Annotated in this window: 21 protein-coding genes; 4 read left to right on the forward strand and 17 right to left on the reverse strand. The window is 63.5% G+C overall.

Annotated features, from left to right (window positions below; genetic code table 11):
- Positions 1-34 precede the first annotated feature (34 nt).
- From V7660_RS16890 to V7660_RS16935, 10 genes are all read right to left on the reverse strand, one after another.
- Positions 35-409 carry a hypothetical protein gene (locus tag V7660_RS16890; protein WP_335604225.1) on the reverse strand — a complete coding sequence of 125 codons (375 nt, stop codon included), beginning with the start codon at positions 407-409 and terminating at the stop codon, positions 35-37.
- A gap of 123 nt (positions 410-532) precedes the next feature.
- A complete protein-coding gene (locus tag V7660_RS16895; protein ID WP_335604226.1) occupies positions 533-1,120 on the reverse strand; it encodes a F0F1 ATP synthase subunit B family protein in 588 nt (195 codons plus the stop codon).
- An 11-nt stretch (positions 1,121-1,131) separates the two neighbouring features.
- Entirely contained in the window at positions 1,132-1,671 is a 540-nt protein-coding gene (locus V7660_RS16900) for a F0F1 ATP synthase subunit B family protein (RefSeq protein ID WP_335604227.1), read from the reverse strand.
- An 83-nt stretch (positions 1,672-1,754) separates the two neighbouring features.
- A complete protein-coding gene (locus V7660_RS16905; protein ID WP_027838455.1) occupies positions 1,755-1,991 on the reverse strand; it encodes a F0F1 ATP synthase subunit C in 237 nt (78 codons plus the stop codon).
- A gap of 116 nt (positions 1,992-2,107) precedes the next feature.
- Positions 2,108-2,890: a F0F1 ATP synthase subunit A gene (locus tag V7660_RS16910; protein ID WP_335604228.1), complete on the reverse strand. Its 783-nt coding sequence runs from the start codon at positions 2,888-2,890 to the stop codon at positions 2,108-2,110.
- Positions 2,887-3,243 carry an AtpZ/AtpI family protein gene (locus V7660_RS16915; RefSeq protein WP_051607505.1) on the reverse strand — a complete coding sequence of 119 codons (357 nt, stop codon included), beginning with the start codon at positions 3,241-3,243 and terminating at the stop codon, positions 2,887-2,889. Before V7660_RS16915 ends, V7660_RS16910 begins: the two co-directional genes overlap by 4 nt.
- A gap of 149 nt (positions 3,244-3,392) precedes the next feature.
- Positions 3,393-6,854: a chromosome segregation protein SMC gene (gene smc, locus V7660_RS16920; protein WP_335604229.1), complete on the reverse strand. Its 3,462-nt coding sequence runs from the start codon at positions 6,852-6,854 to the stop codon at positions 3,393-3,395.
- 18 nt (positions 6,855-6,872) lie between these two features.
- Positions 6,873-7,544, reverse strand: coding sequence for a thioredoxin domain-containing protein (locus tag V7660_RS16925; protein ID WP_335604230.1), 672 nt, complete (start codon positions 7,542-7,544; stop codon positions 6,873-6,875).
- 74 nt (positions 7,545-7,618) lie between these two features.
- The gene (locus V7660_RS16930) at positions 7,619-8,254 is read right to left on the reverse strand and encodes a thioredoxin domain-containing protein (RefSeq protein ID WP_335604231.1); all 636 of its coding nucleotides are present in this window, start codon (positions 8,252-8,254) and stop codon (positions 7,619-7,621) included.
- Positions 8,255-8,283: 29 nt separating this feature from the next.
- On the reverse strand, positions 8,284-8,865 hold the full coding sequence (locus tag V7660_RS16935) for a DUF721 domain-containing protein (protein ID WP_335604232.1): 582 nt from the start codon (positions 8,863-8,865) through the stop codon (positions 8,284-8,286).
- A gap of 38 nt (positions 8,866-8,903) precedes the next feature.
- On the opposite strand from V7660_RS16935, the gene mutY reads away from it, so the two are divergent.
- Both mutY and V7660_RS16945 read left to right on the forward strand, forming a co-directional pair.
- Entirely contained in the window at positions 8,904-9,953 is a 1,050-nt protein-coding gene (gene mutY, locus V7660_RS16940; RefSeq protein ID WP_335604233.1) for an A/G-specific adenine glycosylase, read from the forward strand.
- A 79-nt stretch (positions 9,954-10,032) separates the two neighbouring features.
- A complete protein-coding gene (locus tag V7660_RS16945; RefSeq protein ID WP_335604234.1) occupies positions 10,033-11,976 on the forward strand; it encodes a sialate O-acetylesterase in 1,944 nt (647 codons plus the stop codon).
- A 7-nt stretch (positions 11,977-11,983) separates the two neighbouring features.
- On the opposite strand, the gene V7660_RS16950 is transcribed toward V7660_RS16945, so the two are convergent.
- On the reverse strand, positions 11,984-12,901 hold the full coding sequence (locus tag V7660_RS16950) for a fatty acid desaturase family protein (RefSeq protein WP_335604235.1): 918 nt from the start codon (positions 12,899-12,901) through the stop codon (positions 11,984-11,986).
- A gap of 50 nt (positions 12,902-12,951) precedes the next feature.
- On the opposite strand from V7660_RS16950, the gene V7660_RS16955 reads away from it, so the two are divergent.
- Positions 12,952-13,791, forward strand: coding sequence for a hypothetical protein (locus V7660_RS16955; RefSeq protein ID WP_335604236.1), 840 nt, complete (start codon positions 12,952-12,954; stop codon positions 13,789-13,791).
- A gap of 37 nt (positions 13,792-13,828) precedes the next feature.
- Here V7660_RS16955 and V7660_RS16960 read toward each other — a convergent pair whose 3' ends face one another.
- The 5 genes from V7660_RS16960 to V7660_RS16980 form a co-directional block, all read right to left on the reverse strand.
- The gene (locus tag V7660_RS16960; protein ID WP_335604237.1) at positions 13,829-14,911 is read right to left on the reverse strand and encodes a site-specific DNA-methyltransferase; all 1,083 of its coding nucleotides are present in this window, start codon (positions 14,909-14,911) and stop codon (positions 13,829-13,831) included.
- Between the two features lie 365 nt (positions 14,912-15,276).
- Positions 15,277-16,410, reverse strand: coding sequence for a PA0069 family radical SAM protein (locus V7660_RS16965; RefSeq protein WP_335604238.1), 1,134 nt, complete (start codon positions 16,408-16,410; stop codon positions 15,277-15,279).
- A gap of 72 nt (positions 16,411-16,482) precedes the next feature.
- Entirely contained in the window at positions 16,483-16,893 is a 411-nt protein-coding gene (locus V7660_RS16970) for a BLUF domain-containing protein (RefSeq protein ID WP_335604239.1), read from the reverse strand.
- Positions 16,894-16,969: 76 nt separating this feature from the next.
- Complete coding sequence (locus tag V7660_RS16975; RefSeq protein ID WP_335604240.1) at positions 16,970-17,575, reverse strand: TIGR04282 family arsenosugar biosynthesis glycosyltransferase; 606 nt, start codon at positions 17,573-17,575, stop codon at positions 16,970-16,972.
- Positions 17,575-18,258 carry a TIGR04283 family arsenosugar biosynthesis glycosyltransferase gene (locus tag V7660_RS16980; protein WP_335604241.1) on the reverse strand — a complete coding sequence of 228 codons (684 nt, stop codon included), beginning with the start codon at positions 18,256-18,258 and terminating at the stop codon, positions 17,575-17,577. The genes V7660_RS16975 and V7660_RS16980 overlap by 1 nt, the downstream gene beginning before the upstream one ends.
- An 85-nt stretch (positions 18,259-18,343) precedes the next feature.
- On the opposite strand from V7660_RS16980, the gene V7660_RS16985 reads away from it, so the two are divergent.
- The gene (locus V7660_RS16985; protein ID WP_335604242.1) at positions 18,344-18,820 is read left to right on the forward strand and encodes a hemerythrin domain-containing protein; all 477 of its coding nucleotides are present in this window, start codon (positions 18,344-18,346) and stop codon (positions 18,818-18,820) included.
- A gap of 16 nt (positions 18,821-18,836) precedes the next feature.
- Here V7660_RS16985 and V7660_RS16990 read toward each other — a convergent pair whose 3' ends face one another.
- Positions 18,837-19,625, reverse strand: coding sequence for a uracil-DNA glycosylase (locus V7660_RS16990; RefSeq protein ID WP_335604243.1), 789 nt, complete (start codon positions 19,623-19,625; stop codon positions 18,837-18,839).
- Positions 19,626-19,675 lie beyond the last annotated feature (50 nt).

Consider the following 19,675-nt stretch of genomic DNA (forward strand, 5'->3'; position numbering starts at 1 on the left):
GTGGGTCGGTTACGTTTTCAGGAAGAGATTGAGCTCAGATGTCCGGCAGGGGCAGGGGGCCGCTTTTGATGAAATGTATGCCGCGGGGGTGTTTGTTCGCCGCGCGTTGCGTATCCAGGGTTTCGCCGGGATGAGCGGATTCGATATCTCCGATAGCAATGCGGAAGGCTTTTGAGGGTCTGAAGGCCAGCGGGTCTTCCGGCGCTTGCGGGACTTCGTGAGGCGGGTGCCCGATCCATTTCAGATAGACGGTGCCCTGACGATCAATGACCGTCATGAACGGTATGCCCCGGCCCTTTACCGCGCGCACATAAAGCCGCCAGGCCACCATCTGCAGCCATATCCAGAACCGGCAGGGTTCCAGGTAGGAAGGCAGTGGCGAAGCCAGGGGAGCGAGCAGGGTGTTCATGTGCCCAAGCGTGCCATGCGCGTCATGCGGTTGAATAGCGGATACAAAAAACCCCTGAACTGCGCGGGCAGGTCAGGGGTCTTGAAAGATATGGGCCGGGGAGAGGCCGGAAGGTGTCCCCGTCTAGCCGAGGGCTTTTTCGATTTCGCGGGCTGCGGATTCGAACTGGTCGACGGCCGTGTCTTCGGCAAGCAAGCGCTTGGCAGCAGCCGTGGCAGCGTCTGCCGCGGCGCGGCGGACTTCCTCGGTGGCTTCCGCTTCGGCGCGGGAGATGCGGGCTTCCGCCAGGGCTTCCCGGCGCGCGAGGCGGTCAGCAATGTCCTTGCGGGCCTCTTTCATGATGCGCTTGGCGTCTTCCTTGGCCTGGGCGATCATCGCTTCGGCTTCCTTGTCGGCATCCTGCTGGCGGCGCTCAGCCAGTGCGAGGGCTTCAGCGGCCTGTTCGCGGAGGTTCTGGGCTTCATCCAGCTCGTTGCGGATATCGTCCGCGCGCTTGTCGAGGCCACCGGTGATCGCCTTCAGGGCGCCCATGCGCCATGCGATCAGAAGGAAGGTCGCGAAGGCCAGGAAGGCGGTGTGCGTGACCGGGTCGGTCAGCGAATACATGAAGCCGCCGATGAAGCCGCCGCCGCCATGCGCATCAGATGCGGCAAAGGCGGGCGATGCGGCCAGCGCAGCGAAGGCAAGGGCAGGGGCAAGACGAAGGGTCATCTGCATGTCTCTTAGTTCAGAGCCGTCGAAACGGCTTTCTTGAGGTCTGCCGCAGAGGCCTTGAGGCCGAAACGGGCGGTCATGGCGTCAGCCGCGTCCACAGCGATCTGTTCGACATTCTGCATGGCCGATGCGCGCAGGGCGGAGATCCGCTCTTCGGCAGCGTCCAGCTTCTTTTCGATCTCGGCATCGACGCGGGCGGTTTCAGCCGTCATTTCGTCGTCCACCTTGGCAGTCGCCTTGGCAGCTGTTTCGCGGGCTTTCCCCTTGGCCTGGGCAATGCGCAATTCGAGCGCCTGCTGGGCTTCGGTGGCCTGCTCATTCAGCTTGGCGGCCTGATCGAGATCGGAGGCGATGCGGTCAGACCGTTTTTCGATCGTGTCCGACATCTTTGGCAGGATGAAGCGCGAGAGGGAGAAGTAGAGGGCCCCGAAAAGGATCGCGAGCCAGAACAACTGGCCCGGCATGTGCCACGCCTCGAAAGGCGGGAACGGTGGCGGCGCGTCATCCGGTAGGTGATGGGCAGTTTCCGCAAGCAGGGCGAGCAGCATTTCAGTACCTCAAGTGCAGCATCAGGCTGGATCGGGCCGGTGGTCTATCAAGTCCGCCGGCCCGTTCTTGGCGTGTAAGTGGCTTAGACCACGAACAGGATCAGGACGGCCACGAGGAACGACAGGATGCCGAGTGCCTCTGCGAGGGCCATACCGATGAAGAGGTTACCGGTCTGCTGTGGTGCAGCGGACGGGTTGCGCATGGCAGCATCGAGGAACGAGCTGAAGATGTTGCCCACACCGATCGCGGCACCGATCATGCCGAGGGTTGCGAGGCCAGCGCCTACATATTTGAGGCCGAGTGCGATATCGCCTTCCATGGTCGTCTCCTGTTTGGAATGCAAGGGTTTCAATAATTTGCGGCCCGTGAAGCGTGTTCGTTAGGCTGCGTCAAGTTTTTTAGTGCGTTCCCGAAGGCCGCACTGGCGAAGAGTCCTTAGTGTGACGGGTGCAGGGCGTCGTTCAGGTAAACGCAGGTCAGGATTGCGAAAACATAGGCCTGAAGACCTGCCACAAGAAGCTCGAGCGCGTTGAGCGCAACCCCCATGCCGAAGGCCAGGATGCCAACCACGCCCATGAACACCGCGCCGGACAGGGCCGCGCCGATGAGCTGGGCTGCAAAGGTTGCAAACAGTTTCAGCATGATGTGGCCGGCCAGCATGTTGGCGAACAGACGCAGCGCCAGCGTGACCGGACGGGCCAGGAAGGAGATGATCTCGATCGGCACGAGGATCAGGTAGATCAGGAAGGGCGCGCCCGACGGGGCGAATAGCTTGAAGAAGCTGAGGCCGTTCTTCCAGATACCGAAGCCGATGACGATGGAAATGACGAGCAGGGCCAGTGCACCGGTGACGACCAGATGGCTGGTCGTGGTGAAGGCGTAGGGCACCATGCCGATCATGTTGGCAAAGAACACGAAGAAGAAGAGCGTGAAGACGAACGGGAAGAAGCGCAGGCCTTCTTCACCGGCGGTCGAGCGGACCATGTCGGCGACGAAGCCATAGCCGATCTCGGCGATCGATTGCGTGCGGCCCGGCACCAGCGCCTTCTTGGAGGCGGCATAGCCGAAGAAGGCGATGCACAGCACCACGCCCAGCAGCATGAAGCCCGATGCGTTGGTGAAGGAAATGTCGATATTGCCGAGGCGCAGGTCCAGCCACTTCGTGACCTGAAACTGGTGGATCGGATCAATCGCGGTGTTTTGCAGAGCGAAATTCATTCGTTCCCGGTCCCGTCTGTTGGAGCCTCAGGCTCCGATAAGTTTCCTAACGCCCGGGCATTCAGTTCCCGATAGGCGCGCATCATCGCTCGTATACCTGCTGCGAAGCCGAGTGTCCCGACAATCAGCAGGCCCCAGGGCTTTGTTCCTGCGAATGCGTCGATCCAGAAACCGATCAGGCCTCCGACAAAGATGCAGGCGACGAATTCCGCGCCATATCGCAGGGCGTAGGCCCCGGCCGAAAGACTTCCATCATCAGCATCCAGCTTGCGCTTTGCCGCATCCTTTGCCGCTCTGGCCGCCTGAGCCTGGGCGATACGTTCACCGAGGTCGTTCGGGCCTTCACTGGACATGATTTGCTAAGCTTCGCGCGAGCGAATCCCTTCTGATGGGGTGCCCCCCGGATTTCGGCGCAAACTATGTATTGGGCGCGGGCAAGTCAACCGCGATTGCAGAAAGCTAGAGACCTGATTCTATTGGATTTCTATTGCGCAGGTGTGCGCTACTCCGCCGCAACGAGCTCTTCGGCTGCCTGCAGGTCCACAGAAACCAGCTTGGAAACGCCTTTTTCCCGCATGGTGACGCCGAAAAGACGGTCCATCCGGCTCATCGTGACCGGATTGTGGGTGATTACCACGAAGCGTGTGTCGGTGCGCTGGCGCATTTCGTTGAGCATGTTGCAGAACCGGTCGACGTTCGCGTCATCCAGCGGCGCGTCCACCTCGTCCAGCACGCAGATCGGGGCCGGGCGCGACAGGAAGACCGCGAAGATCAGCGCTGCGGCCGTCAGGGCCTGCTCGCCGCCGGACATCAGGTTCAGCGTGCCGAGCTTCTTGCCGGGCGGCTGGGCCATGATTTCGAGACCGGCCTTCAGCGGATCGTCGGCATCGACCAGGCGCAGCTCGGCCTGACCCCCGCGGAACAGGGCGGTGAACAGCGCCTTGAAGTGCTCGTTGACCTGCTCGAATGCCTTCAGCAGGCGCTCGCGGCCTTCGGCGTTCAGGGCATCGACGCCCTGGCGCAGCTTGGCGATGGCGGCGACGAGGTCTTCCTTTTCGGTGACCTGCGCGCCAAGGCGTTCTTCCAGCTCTTCAGCTTCTTCCTCGGCGTTCATGTTCACGCCGCCCAGCTGGTCGCGGGAGCGGCGAAGCTCGTCTGCGCGGCGCTCGGCATCGCGCGGGGTGAACTCGCCCATCGTCTCTTCTTCGAGGCCCGCTTCGGCAATGGCCAGCAGGCCTTCCGGCGTGCGCTGGAAATTGTTGCGGGCGATCTCGACCGATTCTTCGAGCCGGCCTTCGGCGTTTTCGAGCTTCACCTTCCAGCCGGCGAGATTCTCGCGCGCTTCGGAGGCGGCATTGGCAGCGGCGCGGGCGGCCTGTTCGGCCTCGCGGATGGCCGCTTCCTTCTCGGCCAGCTGGTCGGCCACACGCTTGCGCTCGGCTTCGAGGGATTCGACTTCGTTGCTGCGAGTCTCGATCTCACCGGCCAGCTGTTCCGGTCGGGCCTTGGCGGCGAGCGCATCGGCAGCCGTGGTCCGGCGGCGTTCGATCAGGCGGGCGACACGTTCCTCGGTCGCGGTGATGCGGCCGGACCATGTCTTGATGTCACGTTCGAGGCCGTCGCGGCGGGCAGCGGCCTGCTCGCGGCCGCGTGTGATGTCGGTCAGGCGGCCACGCGCTTCGATCTCTGCGGTGCGGGCTTCGGCCACCATCGTGCGCGCTTCGGCGAGGCGGGTTTCGAGGGCGGCTTCATCTTCGGCCGGGCCTTCCGGGGCGATCATGGCCAGCGTCTCGTTGACGATGGCAAGGTCGGCCTCGGCGCGGGTCAGCGCTTCGCCGCTTGTGTCGCGTTTCATGGCCGCCCGTTCGGAGGCTTGCGCTTCCTGTGACACGCGGTTGCGCGCGTCGCTGAGCGCGCGCTGGGTCGGGGCGATGGCCTGACGCAAGTCGCGGAGTCTGGTCTCGGCAGATTGGCGCGCCTCACGGGCGGTGACGAGATCGGTCTCGCGCGCCTCATAGGTGGCGGTCAGCGCGGGCAGTTCGGCTTCGGCCGCTTCGAGGCGGGCCTGCTGTTCAAGGCGGGCCGCAGCGCTGGCAGGCGCGTCTGGTGTGCGGATGTAGCCATCCCAGCGCCAGAGATGACCTTCGACGGAAACAAGGCGCTGGCCGGGCTGGAGCTGGCCCATCAGGCGTTCGCCGTCGGCCACGTCCACGACGCCGCATTGGGCAAGCCGTGCAGCAAGTTCGCCGGGGGCTTCGGTGACGTCCGTCAGCGGACGGGCGCCCTGCGGCAGGGATTGCGAGGCAAGCGAGGCGCCGCCCCAATACATCGCGGCGGACCGGTCGGTCGGGGCTTCGATATCGTCGCCCAGAGCGGCGGCGATGGCCTTCTCGAAGCCATCCTGCGTGCGAATGCGTTCAACGACTGGCGGGGCTTTTGGACCCTCGGCCTTGCGGAGCAATTTGTGCAGGCCGGCGATCTCGGCTTCCAGCGCGCGGACATCCTGTTGCGCGCTGTCGCGCGGAGCCTGTGCAGCGGTCTCGGCTTCGCGGGTCGTGTTGAGATTGGCCTCGGCGGCCCCGACGGCGTGTTCGGCCTCCTGCAGGGCGGCTTCGGCCTCCTGCTCGGCAGTTTTTGCGTCTTTCAACCGGCCAACCAGCGTGACGGCATCCTCGATGCGGGACATCTCGCCTTTCAGGCGGTCGATTTCAGAGGTGAGCTGGGACTGGCGGCGGCGCTGGGCGGAGGCGTTTTCCTCAGAGGCGCGGCGCTGGGCGCGGACCTGTGAGAGGCGTTCCTGTGCTTCGTCGGCGGATTTCTCGGCAGCCGCGAGGCGCGTGCGGGCATCTTCCAGCGCGCGGCGGGTCTCGGATTCGATCTCTTCATTCCGGGCCTCGTCGAGGACCGGCAGCGAGGACAGTTCGAATCTGGCATGGGCCAGTGCGTCTTCGGCTTCCAGCTTCTGGTCCTGCTCGCGCTCGATGTCTTCCATCAGGCGGATCGCTTCAGCGTCCAGGCGCTCATGCGTCTCGGCGGCGACCTTGCGCTCGGTTTCAAGCCGCGCCAGCGTGATGCGGGCCTGACCGAGCTTGGCGGCGGCGACGCTTTCAGCTTCGCGCAGGGGATTGAGCCCTTCGCCGGCTTCGATGCGCTGGCGCTCGCAGACAGCGTCTTCGCGGGTCTTTTCCTCAACCGCGCGGCGGGCGTCGTCCAGTTGGGTGCGGGCCGTGTCGCAAGCGAGCTTGGCTTCGTGCCAGCGCAGATGCGCGATCAGGGCGTCGAGCGCGTGGATCTCTTCCGACAGGCTCTTGTACTTGCGGGCCTTGGCGGCCTGGCGCTTCAGGCTGGCCAGCTGGCGCTCCACCTCGGCGGACACTTCCGACAGGCGTTCGAGATTGGTCTCGGCGCCGTTCAGTTTCAGCTCGGCCTCGTGGCGACGGGAGTTCAGGCCCGCAATGCCTGCGGCCTCTTCAAGGATGCGGCGGCGGTTCTGCGGCTTGGAGCCGATCAGTTCGGAGATCTGGCCCTGGCGGACAAGGGCCGGGGAGTTCGCGCCGGTCGAGGCATCCGCGAACAGGAGCTGGATGTCCTTGCCGCGCACGGTCCGGCCATTCAGCTTGTAGGTGGAGCCTGCGCCGCGCTTCAGGCGGCGGATGACTTCCAGCGTATCGGAGGCGTTGAATTCCGGCGGCGCGGTGCGCTTGGAATTGTCCAGCACGAGTGTGACTTCAGCGGTCTCGCGGGCTGGGCGGCCATCGGCGCCGGAGAAGATGAGATCATCCATCTCTCCGCCGCGCATGGCGCGCGCGGAACTTGCACCCATCGCCCAGCGCAGGGCTTCGAGCAAATTGGATTTGCCGCAGCCATTCGGCCCAACGATCCCGGTCAGGCCGGGTTCGATCGGCACATCCTGAGGGTCCACGAAGGATTTGAAGCCAGCAATACGGAGTTCGGTTATCTTCATACTGGCTTCTCCATCCCGCTACTCGTCTGTGGAGACGCCGGCGGCTTCCAGCGCAGCGTCCAGCGCGGCCTTGACCTTGTCAGCCGAGTTCATGTTGGCGAACTGGTGTACTTCCCCATCAATGATGAAGGTCGGCGTACCGGTGACGCCGAATTTCTCGGATGTCTGGTAGATATCGGCCATCTGCTGGCGCAGGTCGCGATTGTTCATGCAGGCGTCAAAATCGGCTTCGGTCTCGATGCCATGACGCTGGCCGATGGTCTGAAGCATGGCTTTCAGGACGCCGTTCTGGGCGGATTCGACGATGCCGGACTGGTATTCGAACAGCTCGTCCAGCACAGCGAAATACTTGTCTTCGCCGGCGCACATGGCGACCAGATAGGCTGGCACGTCGGGTGCGTGCAGCGGGTATTCACGGAAGATCAGCTTCACCTTGCCGGTGTCGATATAGTCCGACTGGACGACCGGCTGGATATCGTCATGCCAGTATTTGCAGGCCGGGCAGGTCGGCGAGGCGTATTCGATCAGCGTGACGGGCGCGTCGGCCGAGCCTTTGACATGGCCAAGCTCGCTGCCCGCAGTCACGGCGGCATCGCCTGCAGGCGTCGTGTCCGCGCCAGTGTCACCACAGGCGGCCAGGGCCAGCGCCGAAATCGCTGCAAGCGCAGTGCGTCGTGAGAAGAAATTCATGATCATAACCTTCGCGTTAAGGATTGAGTCGGTTTGGTTGCCAATTCATTAACTGCAACCACCCCTTCTGTTAACTATTCTGCCTGCGCTGCAGGCGAATCGGGCAGGGCGGCAAGCCGGGCATCGAGATAGGCGGCGAACGCGTCGGCCGAGTTGAAATCGTCATCGACGTATTTTTCCTCGCCATTGATGATCAGGGTTGGCGTGCCGTGCAGGTCATACTGATTGGCGCTTTCCTGCACTTCGATCATGTCGAGCCGGATGCTCATATCGGCGTAGCAGGCATTGAAGGCGTCAACATCGGTGATGCCATAGGGCGCGCCGATGTCGACAAAGGTGTCGAGCAGCGTGCCGGCCTGCGCCGATTTGATGATCTCGGGCTGGCGGTCGAATATGACATCGGTCGCCTCGAAGAATTTGTGCTCGCCGGCGCAGCGCGCCATGGCGACGAGGGCGGTATCGACGTCATTGTGCAGGACTTCCCGGAAGATGAAGCGGACCTTGCCGGTCTCGACATAGTCGGCCTCGATGCGGGGCATGAGCTTGTCGTGGAAGTATTTGCACCCACCACAGGTCAGCGAACCATATTCGATCATTGTCAGGGGCGCATCCTTCGAGCCCTTTGCGTGACCGACCGAAAGGTCTTCGGCGAAGGCGGGCATCGCCATGAGGGCGGCGGCCAGAGTGGCACTCAGGAGGGATTTCAACATTTCGGGGCTCCTTGCGGGCAGCGCGGGGATCAGAATGGCAGGTCGCCGTCTTTGGCAGGCTTGGCCGGGCGCGGCGTGTCCTCTGCGGTTAGCATGGCCTCTCCAAGCGCAACAATTGCGGCGCGCAGCTTGTCGTCCTGGATCGTGGCGGCGGAGTCTTCCAGCTCTTTGCGCTCTTTCAGCGTCAGGGGACGGGTCTTGCGGCGCAGCGTCTTGGGCGGCTCGGTGCCGAGTGAGCCCTGTTTGATCTTTATGGCGGTGATGTCGCCGCCGGCAGAGACAGAGACGCGCTGGCGCAGCGTTTCGGACTGGTGCTGGACCATCGGGGCGGCCTGCGGCACGACGAGCAGGGTCAGCACGCGGCCATCCTTGCCACCGCTGAGACGTTCCGGGCGGCAATATTTGTAGAGCTGCTCGCCGGCGATCTCACGCCAGCGCTGGCGCAGCACCTGAATCGGGGGCAGCTTCTTCGCACCGGACTTGCGGCCGACACGCTCGGCAGACAGGCCGATCTGGCGCATGTTGGAATAGGTGCGCGTCGCCCGCTGGTAGCGCAGCCGCACCCTGGCGCGGGCTTCCTCGATGGGATCAAGGGTTGATCTCGTGACCATTCATACGAGATTGCACGGCTTTCGGGCGAGGAAAAGGCATGGCACCGGCAAAGCACAGAGATTTGAACAGCCTGCCGGGCAAATTGCTGCCCTGGTTTGAGCGCCATGCGCGTGACCTGCCCTGGCGCACGCTGCCGGCGGACCGGGCCGTGGGCGAGCGGCCTGATCCGTATCGCGTCTGGCTCTGCGAGATCATGATGCAGCAGACGACCATCCCGCATGGCACGCCATACTTTCACACCTTCCTGACACGCTGGCCGACGGTCGAGGCGCTGGCGGCGGCGAAGGATGAGGAAGTGATGAGCGCATGGGCCGGGCTGGGCTATTATGCGCGGGCGCGGAATTTGCTGAAATGTGCGCGGGAGGTGGCCGCGCGGGGCGGCTTTCCGGAGACCGAGGTCGAGTTGCGCAAGCTGCCGGGGATCGGGCCTTACACGGCGGGGGCGATCGCGGCGATTGCGTTCGACAAGAAAGCGGCTGCGGTGGACGGCAATGTCGACCGCGTGTTTGCGCGGCTGCTGGCGCTGAAGGGCGAGTGGGCGGCTGAGAAGAAGGTGATTGCCGAGACGGTGCGCGCGCTGGTGCCGGACGACAGGCCGGGCGAGTTCGCCGAAGCGCTGATGGATCTCGGCGCGACGGTGTGCACGCCGACCCGGCCGAACTGCCTGATCTGCCCGTTGTCAGACCTGTGCGCGGCGCGGGAAGAGGGCGAACCGGAGCGCTATCCGATCAAGCCGGCGAAAGTGGCCAAGCCTGTGCGGCATGGCATTGCCTATGTACTGGTCGTGAAGGGCGAGACGCTGCTGGTGCGGCGGCCGGACAAGGGCCTGCTCGGCGGCATGCTGGCCGTGCCGACCGGGGAGTGGGTCGTGGGTGACTTTCCGGAGGCGCATGCGCCCGTCAGGGCCGACTGGGAAGAGGTCGGGGAAGTGCGCCATGTCTTCACGCATTTTGCGCTCCGGTTCCGTGTGATGCGGGCAAATGCGCCGCGCAAGCCGACAGTCGAAGGCGGGCTCTGGGTGAAGGTCGAGGAGGTCGAGGGCCTGCCCAGCGTGTTTGCGAAGGCGTTTCGACTGGCGGTGGCGTAAATTTCGTTATCGCTAACACTGGACAAGTTCGGCGCCTTCGGGAAAGCTCCTGCCAAAATATCAAAGGGCGGAGCAGCACATGTTTACCAGCAGGATGATGATGGCGTGCGGGGCATTGGCCCTGCTTGGACCGGGCGCGATGGCCGAGGCGCCGAAGCTCGCCAGCGTGTTCACCGACCATATGGTGATCCAGCGTGATACGCCGGTGCGTCTGTTCGGGACGGCTGATCCCGGCGCAGAATTCATGGTGTCGCTGGACGCAGCCGCCACGCCGGTGCGCGCCGGACGGGACGGGCGCTGGTGGACCGAGTTCCCAGGGCTCTCCGCAGGCGGCCCGCACGAGATTTCCCTGTCTGCCGAAGGCGAGACCGTGCAGGCGGTGGAGGATGTGCTGGCGGGCGATGTCTTCCTCTGCTCCGGCCAGTCCAACATGGAATACCCGCTGTCGCGCGTGACCTATGCCGAGCGGGAAGTGGCCGCGGCGGATCATCCGAACATTCGCCTGTTGCAGGTGGAGAAGGCACTGTCGCTCGATCCGGATACGGATCTGCCCGGGGAGAGCGCGTGGGCGGTGACGACCCCAGAGACCGCGGCAGAATTCTCGGCGGTCTGCTATTATACCGGGCGTGCGATCTCCGAGGCGTATGACATACCCGTTGGCCTGATCAATTCCAGCTGGGGCGGCTCGCGCATCGAGCCCTGGATTGATGGCGAGATCATTGGCGCTGTGCCGGACTATGCCGACGACGTCGCGTTGCTGGAAACGTACAAGACGGATCGGGGCGCTGCCGCGAAAGCCTATTCCGAAAGCTGGCAACAGGGCTGGCGGGACGACCCCGCAACCGGCGGCACGACGCCCTGGGAAAATCCGGAGGCTGGCGACTGGACGCCCGTGCCGGGTACGCTGCGCGACTGGCGCACTTGGGGCGACGCGGAACTGACCGATCATCTCGGCATGGTCTGGCACAAACTGAGCTTCACACTGACCGCTCAGCAGGCGGCGCAAGCGGCAACGATCCATATCGGCGCGATCGACGACACCGACATGACCTGGCTGAACGGGACGGCCATCGGCACGACGTTCGATTGGGGCGGGCTGCGCGCCTATGAGGTGCCGGCGAGCCTGTTGCAGACGGGCGAGAACACGCTCCTCGTCAACGCGCACAATGATTATGGCGAAGGCGGGATGAATGGCCCGGATGCCGAATTGCGCGTCGCGTTCGAGGACGGCACAAATTTGTCGCTGGCCGAGGGCTGGATGTATCGCAAAGTGCCGGCAGAAGTCGGCGCGCCGAAGCCGGCGCCCTGGTTCACCATCAAGGGCTACACCATGTTGCACAATGCCATGGTCACCCCCTTGGACGGCCTGCGCCTGAAAGGGGCGATCTGGTATCAGGGCGAGTCGAATGCGGGCGAAGGTGCGGCCTATGAGGGTTTGCTGGACCTGCTGATACAGGACTGGCGTGCGAAGTTTGGCGACGGCCTGCCGGTGACCGTGGTGCAGCTGCCCCGCTATGGCGCATTGCCGACCGAGGCGGGCGAACCGGGCTGGGGCGTGATCCGGGAATCCATGCGGCGTGTGGCGGCCAAGGATGATGGCGTGGGCCTTGCCGTGACCATCGACATGGGCGACCCGGTGGACATCCATCCGCCGAACAAGCTGGCCGTGGCCGAGCGGGTCGTGTGCGTGATGAAAGCGCTGGTCTATGGCGAAGAAGATGCGGCGGCGTCGGGGCCGGTGGCTGCAAGCGCCACGCGGGAAGACGATGCGATCCGTATCGCGTTTGAGGGCGTGGAGGACGGTCTCGAAACTGTCAGTTCAGATACCGTCCTCGGGATGGAGCTGTGCGAGGCGGGCACGTGCCGCTTTGCCTCAGCAGCGCTTGACGGCGAGGCGGTGATTATAGAAACCGGCGACGCGCCCGTGTCCGAAATCCGCTACTGCCAGGGCAATTCGCCCCTGTGCAATCTGTTCGATGGAAACGGCCTGCCGGCCGGTCCCTTCTGGATCGACGTGGAGTAGGGCCGCCTTATTCTGCAGGCACCATTTCCGGCGTGTCCGGACGCACGGCGCGGCGCAGCACATCGCCATAGCCATGCGAGATGCAGTCATAGTCGTCATAATAGCCGCGGGTTGAGAGCAGCGTGTGGAGCCGCTTCAGATTGTAAGGCGGGATGCTGGCGAACATGTGATGTTCGAGATGGTAGTTCACATCGTTCGGAGCGATCAGCACGCGCTGCCAGAAGGGGGCGACCGTGGTGCCGGTATTGAGGCGGGGCTCGAGGCTGCTGCGGTCCTTGGAGGTGCCGTGCTCGCCAATCTGGCGCAGGCGTACGATGGCCGGATAGATGAAGAGTTCCGCCGCCCACCACATGAGATAGGCCCACGGCGCGCCGACGGCTGTCAGCGTGGCCAGCAAGGCGACGTGGAAGGTGAGCCACGGCCAGTTGCGCGACAGCTTGAAGCTGCGGATCTTGCGCATCGTGTCCCGGAAGCCGGTCTGGCCGGTCAGGTCCCGCACGAATTTGCGGCGCAGGCTGTCCTTGGCCACGGGGTAATTCTTGACGAAGATGATATCCGGGTCATCTGGCGTGCCGGCATATTTGTGGTGCTTGAGATGGTAGGCACGATAGGCGGGCAGGGAGATGTTCATCGGCGCACCCGCGATCCAGTGACCGACAATCTCGTCCAGTTTCGGGCTCTTGAACAGGGCGTGGTGGGCGCAATCATGATTGATGATGCCGAGGCCGAGCTGGCGGCCGCCCAGAATGAGAATACCTGCCGCGATGGTCAGCGGATTGGTCCAGAGGATGGCGACGGCAAATGCCGCGACAATCAGGCCCCAGTTCCAGGCCACCGTGGCGAAGGCGCGAAGGTTTGACTTCTTCCGCAATTCGCGAAGTTCTTCTTTTGTGACGGCTTCTGATAGCTTCATCGTCGTGGACATGGCAGGGCTCCCATCCTGTGCTTTAATGAATTATTACAGTAATTAGCAGTATGAGTCAATTCGTGTATTATTATAATCCTCTCGACCCCCAGGACGTGTCCGCGCGGGCGCTGGTCCTGTCGCTGATGAGCAGCACGGACGCCTCCCCGCAGGCGATCGGCCGCCTCATCAATGCGGCAGCGCTGTTCGGGATTGAGGCATCGACCCTGCGCGTGGCGGTGACGCGGCTGATGAAGGATGGCCTGCTGGAGAGCCCAGAGCGCGGCGTCTACAGTCCGGGGCCAAAGGCGCAGGCGCTGATGCGGCGGGTCCAGCAATGGGAGCATGTGGCCGACCGGATGGTGGACTGGAACGGGGACTGGCTGGTCGCCCTGACCAAGCATCTCGGCCGCAGTGACCGCAAGCAATTGCGTGCCAGGGAGCGGGCGCTGGCCCTGTTCGGCTACCAGCAGACAGAGGAAGGCTTCTGGGTGCGGCCGGCAAATCTGTCGGGCGATCTGGATTCGCATCGCGCCGACCTGACCGATATTGGCGCGGAGGAGGATATCATCCTGATGCGGGCCGGCCAGATTGCGATGGCCGGGCCGCAGAACTGGGCAGGCCTCTGGTCACCGAAGGCCCTGTCGCGGTCCTATGCGCAGGCGATCAAGACGATGGAGCGGAGCCTGAAGGGGCTTGCGACCCGCAGCATGGATGATGCGGCGCGCGAGACATTGCTGATCGGGCAACCGGTGATCCGGGCGATCAATTTCGATCCGCTGCTGCCGCCGGAGCTGGGCGACCAGGACGGGTTCCTGCGGATGGCGGAGAAGATGCGGGCGTACAACAAGGTCGGTCAGGCCTGCTGGCGCGCCTATCATGCATCCCTCGAAGAAACGGCGCAGGACTGATCCCGCGCCGCCTTCATTTGCATGTTTTTGAGGAAGCCTAGTTGAGGCCCATTTCCTCGCGGTACCTGCGGCGCAGCAGGTCGATGGGCGCGAGGTTCCGTTTCGGATCCTCATAGTGCCAATAGGTCCAGCCATTGCAGGCCGGGGCCTGTTGGACATGTGCGCCGAGGCGGTGGATCGAGCCGGTGGACGTGCCGGTGGTCAGCGAGCCGTCGACGCGGATACGGGCCTGGTAGCGACGCTGCGGGCTGAACAGGCGGTCGCCCGGCTTCAGCCAGCCATTTTCCAGCAGGGCGCCGAACGGGACGCGCGGCAGGGATTTCTTGCTGCGCTCGGTTTCCAGCACGGCGCCTTCGATGGGCTCGATGGCCTTCAGGCGGGCGCGGGAGAGGCGCGCATAGGTCTCGTCACGCTCGATGCCGATATAATTGCGGCCGAGGCGCTTGGCGGCGGCGGCGGTCGTGCCGGTGCCGGAGAACGGGTCGAGCACCGTGTCGCCCGGATTGGTCGTGGCCAGCAGGACGCGCTGCAGCAGGCTTTCCGGCTTTTGCGTCGGATGCGCTTTCTTGCCGTCTTCATCCTTCAGGCGCTCGCCGCCCGTGCAGAGCGGGATCATCCAGTCGGAGCGCATCTGCTTGTCGTCATTGAAGACTTTCAGCGCGTCGTAATTGAAGGTGCATTTGGACTGTTCGGACTTGCCGGCCCAGATCAGGGTTTCATGGGCGTTCTGGAAGCGGGTGCCCTTGAAGTTCGGCATCGGGTTCGATTTCAGCCAGATCACGTCATTCTGGATCCAGAAGCCCTGATCCTGCAGGATCGCGCCGACGCGGAAGATGTTGTGATACGAGCCGATCACCCAGATCGCCCCATCATCCTTCAGGACGCGGCGGCATTCTTCCAGCCATTGATGGCAGAACAGGTCATAGGCGTCGAAGCTGTCGAACTTGTCCCAATCATCATCCACGCCGTCGACCACGGACTGGTCCGGGCGGGTCAGGCCGCCGCCAAGCTGGAGATTGTACGGCGGATCGGCGAAGACGAGATCAACCGACCGGTCCGGAAGGCGGGACAGGATGTCGATGCAATCGCCCTGCATGATCACGTTTTTCTGTAATTCCATTGGTTCAGCCCCGCTTGCGCTCTGTGTCGTATCGAAGCGCGAATCAGTGCCGGACGCCGGTTTCTGAATCCCTAATTATTGCGCATCCGAATCAGCCCTAGTTCATTTCGGAATCGAAACTATCAGCAGATTTTCCTTGTGGATAGTCCTGTGGATAAAATCGGGGAAAGCCTGTGAGTTCGGCGTGAATGGAGGCGGAGCAGGCCTGCCGCCGGGCTGTCCTTGCCCCGCTCGCTGGCGCCCAGCCTGCACGGGCGGGCACAGCAGGCGGGCTGCAATGGCCGGGAAACTTATGAAGGCCGCTGTATTTTTGCAGGTTCAGCAAGCCCTCGAACTTGGGGAAGTGTAGAGGCCGGAGCCGGGGCCTAGACGTCCAGACGAAACTGGCCGTTCTGCTCTTCAATGACGCGGAAGAGATTTGTTCGCAGCGGGTCTCTGCGCTGGTTCATGCCGAGCCGGGCGGTGGCCCGGCCGAAACGCCGTGAGATCAGATCGGCCACCGGGCCGGCGCCGCGCATCCGTTCATGCCAATTGGCGTCGTAATCCTTGCCGCCGCGCATATCCCTGATGTGGTTGATGATCCGGGCGGCCCGGTCGGGCACATGCTGGACCAGCCATTCATGGAACAGATCCTTGATCTCATAAGGCAGGCGCAACATCACATAGCCCGCCCGTGTCGCGCCATGATCGGCTGCGGCGTCCAGCAGGCTTTCGATCTCATGATCGTTCAGGCCGGGAATGATCGGCGCGGTCATGACGGTGACTTCGATCCCGGCCTCGCTGAGCGCCCGGATCGTGTCCAGCCGGCGCTGGGGCGTGGCGGCCCGCGGCTCCATCTTGCGTGCGAGCGTGCGGTCAAGCGTGGTCAGCGAGATGCCGACCCGCGCGAGACCCGCTTCGGCCATCGGAGCGATCAGGTCGATGTCGCGCTGGATCAGGGCAGACTTGGTGAGGAGGCTGACCGGATGGCGATAGGCGGACAGGACTTCCAGAAGGCTGCGGGTCAGGCGCATCTCGCGTTCAACCGGCTGGTAAGCGTCGGTATTCATGCCGAGCGCGATGACGCGGGGCAGGTAGCTGGGTTTCGACAGTTCCCGCTTCAGCAGCTCGACGGCATTGTCCTTGAAGAAGAGCTTGCTCTCGAAATCGAGCCCGGCCGACAGGCCGCCCCAAGCATGGGTCGGGCGGGCAAAGCAGTAGATGCAGCCATGTTCACAGCCGCGATACGGGTTCACCGTGCGGTCAAATGATATGTCAGGCGACTTGTTGAAGGTGATGATCGTGCGGGCCGTGTCCTTCAGCAGGGTCGTTTCCAGGCGTCCGGCATCATCCTCGATCGTGCCCCAGCCATCATCGAAGGCGTAGCGTGTCTCCGCTTCGAAACGGCCCGTCTGGTTTGAGACGGCGCCGCGTCCGCGCTGCTGGAAGCGTTCCTCGGCCTGCCGGGTATCGATCAGATTGACCCGGCCACTGGGAGAGAGTTTTTGTCCTGTCCTCATGACCCGAACAGGCCACAAGCAACAGAACAAATCAAGAACATAAATCGGCGAGCTTGCCGGAAACCTGTGAAATCAGATGCCCTTCAGGGAGGTGAAGTTTTCCAGGACCTGGCGGACGCGGCCCGGCATCTGGCGGTCCAGCACGTCATTGACATCATTCAGCTTGTCGTAGTCCCGATGGCCGGCCAGGGCCATCGTCTTGCGTCCGGCCATGTGCCAGCCCGAAAAGATACGGATTTCGGCAGCCTCGGCCAGCACGGTCGTGACCGAGACGTGGCGCGTATCCAGCAGGATGCGATTGTAGACGTTCTCGACATGCGCCCGGGTCCCCTCGAGCACTTGCAGGAAATTCAGGCCATTATAGACCAGTACGCCTGTGATGTTTCGGGGTTCGTTGTTGCGGATTGCCGTCTCGACAATGTCGTCAATGTCGGCAGCCGTGAGCGCGTCAGACGCAGTGCTGATATAAATCAGTCGGTACATTATGTGTCCTGTCGTCTGGAGTCCGGAGATTACGTTGGACACGGCTTTGGAGTTTCCTTCCATAACCTGAGTCAAGTTAACGAAGTTTGTTTCGGCTCCACCGCTTCCAGTCGTTTCTATCGTCTACATCCTGCAGCGTTTGTAACAGCGCCAGCCGGGCTGAAGAGGGCAAATTCGCGCGCACATCTGCCAGCGCATGGGGCCCGGACCAGCGCACATTGTCGAACAGGGGCGGCAAGTCAGGACGCTTGTTCACACCAAACAGCCAGAACCCGCCATCCTCGGCCGGGCCGAAGACGGCATCATGGCGTTGCAGCGCGCGCACGGCGTGATGCAGATGGGCGGCAGAGATGTCTGGCGCGTCCGTGCCGATGAACAGGACCGGCCCGTTGGGCGAGTCGGCAAGTCCCTTGCCGAGCCGTTCGGTCAGCGTGCCGGGGCCCTGACTGAACCGGGGCAAGAACGGGGGCCAGATTCCGCCAAGTGTCTCGTCCAATGCGCGATCAGGCGCGAGATAGAGTGCGGCGTCGAGGCCGCACGCGCGTACGGCGCGCATGGTGCGGGCGAGCGTGAAATGCGCGATGCGGCGGGCTTCGGTCCGCCCCATGCCGGCCGCGAGCCGTGTCTTGGCGAGACCCATGCGGGGCGGCTTGGCGAAGATCAGAAGCCGGGCACGCCGCATCAGCGATACGCCTTGGCGAGGGTCTCGGGGCTCACGCCCATCAGGAAGCGGGTCAGCAGCCACGCATTGCTCCAGGCCCGCTTGCGCCAGCCATCGCGCTCATATTTCTCGGCGGAGGTGCGCGCTTCGGCGCTCAGGAGGACGAGTCGCTTCTTGCCGAGGGCGCGTGCGATCATGACGTCTTCCATCAGGGGCACGTCGGCGAAGCCGCCAACCGCCTCGTAAAGCTTGCGGGAGAGCAGCAGGCCCTGATCGCCATAGGGCAGGCCGAAAATCCGCGCACGACGATTGGCGCGGGCCTCCAGCCAGCGCGCGGCCCGGTCGTCGGAACGGTATTTCAGCGTGAAGGCCGCGGCTGATTTTGCGCGGCGCTCCATGTGATGGGCGGCGCGCTCGGCCCAGTCCGGTGAGAGGATCGTGTCGGCGTGCAGGAAGAGCAGCCAGTCGCCCCGCGCGGCATTCGCCCCGGCCGCAAGCTGGGCGCCGCGCCCCTTTGCGCCCGTCAGGAAGGTTGCGCCCGTGTCACCGGCAATGCGCGGCGTCGCATCCTCCGAGCCGCCATCGGACACGATGACTTCGCGGATCAGACCCAGCTCCAGCCCCGGCATCAGCGCCTGCAGGCAGTCCGGCAGGTCACCGGCGGCGTTCAGTGTGGGGATGATGATGGAGAGCGGCGCGGGCATGAAAACTCCCTATCAGGCAATCGTGTGGCGCGGAACCGGGCAGGGGTTAACGCGTTTGAGAGGGATAAGACAAAGGATCCCTTACATGCCCTCGATTTATGAAACCCTGAAGAAAGATCATGATTCCCACCGTGACCTGTTGGCCCAGCTGGCAGAGACGGAAGGCGACTCCACCAAGCGCCGTGAACTCTGGAAGGAGTTCTATTATGATGTGGGCGGGCATGCCGCCGCCGAGGAAGAGACCTTTTATGCTCCGCTGATGGAAGGCGAGGAGGGCCAGCCCAAGGGCCGTCACTCGGTCGCCGAGCACAAGGAGCTGGACGACATCATCCAGGAACTGGACGAGATGGACATGAGTTCTCCCGGCTGGCTGACGCGCTTCAAGACGCTGCGCCATGATTACGAACACCATATCGACGAAGAAGAGACCGAAATCTTCCCGGTCGCCAAGGACGTCATCGGCAAGGATGAAGACGGTTCGATTGGTGAGGCTTTTCTTCAGCGTAAAGATCGCGAAATGGAGCTGGTCGATCAAAAAGCCGAGGAAGCCCTGGAGGAATAATCCTCCCGGTGGACCTCTAGCCGCCCAATTCTCCCAGACGCTGTTCCACCAGCAACAAGTCCCGCCATGCGCGGGACTTGTCTTGTGGACGGCGCAGTAGATAGGCCGGGTGCAGGATCGGGATCAGCGGCGCACTGAATCCGCCCGCCGTCTTGAAGACATGCTCTGTGCCGCGCAGCCGCATGATGCCGTCGGAACTGTCGAGCAGGGATTTGGCCGGCACGCCGCCGGCCGCGACGATCACTTTCGGCGCCACCAGCTCCACCATCCGCTCCACGAAGGGACGGCATACGGCCAGCTCTTCGGGCTCCGGATTGCGGTTTCCCGGCGGGCGCCAGTAATTCACATTGGTGATGAAGGCATTCTCGGTGCGGTCGCGGTGGATCGCGGCCAGCATCTTGTCGAGCAGCTGCCCGGCCTTGCCGACAAAGGGCAGGCCTTTGCGGTCCTCTTCGGCGCCGGGGCCTTCGCCGATGACCATCAGGCTGGCGCCGGGCGTGCCATCATAGACAACTGTATTTTCTGCAGCGCCTTTCAGCGGGCTACCGTCGAACCCTTCAATGGCAGCTTTCAGGGCCTCGACCGAATCACAGGCGGCGGCTGCCGTTTTGGCCTCTTCGACCCAGTCGATTTTCTTGCGGCGTGGGCGGCGGACAGGGGGTGTCGGGGCTGTGGCAGCAGGCGGCGCAGCGCTCTCGGAAACCTTCAAATAGGCCTGCACGGCGGCGTCATCGACTTCCACGCCCATGTCGCCCCACCATTCGGTGAGGGCCTTAATTGCATCAATTGACGCAGGGGCGGGCATCTGGACGCTCTGGACCTTCCTGATAGACGCTGTAATTGCTTAATCAAATG

The organism is Hyphomonas sp. (genome assembly GCF_036964145.1).
Lineage (GTDB): Bacteria > Pseudomonadota > Alphaproteobacteria > Caulobacterales > Hyphomonadaceae > Hyphomonas.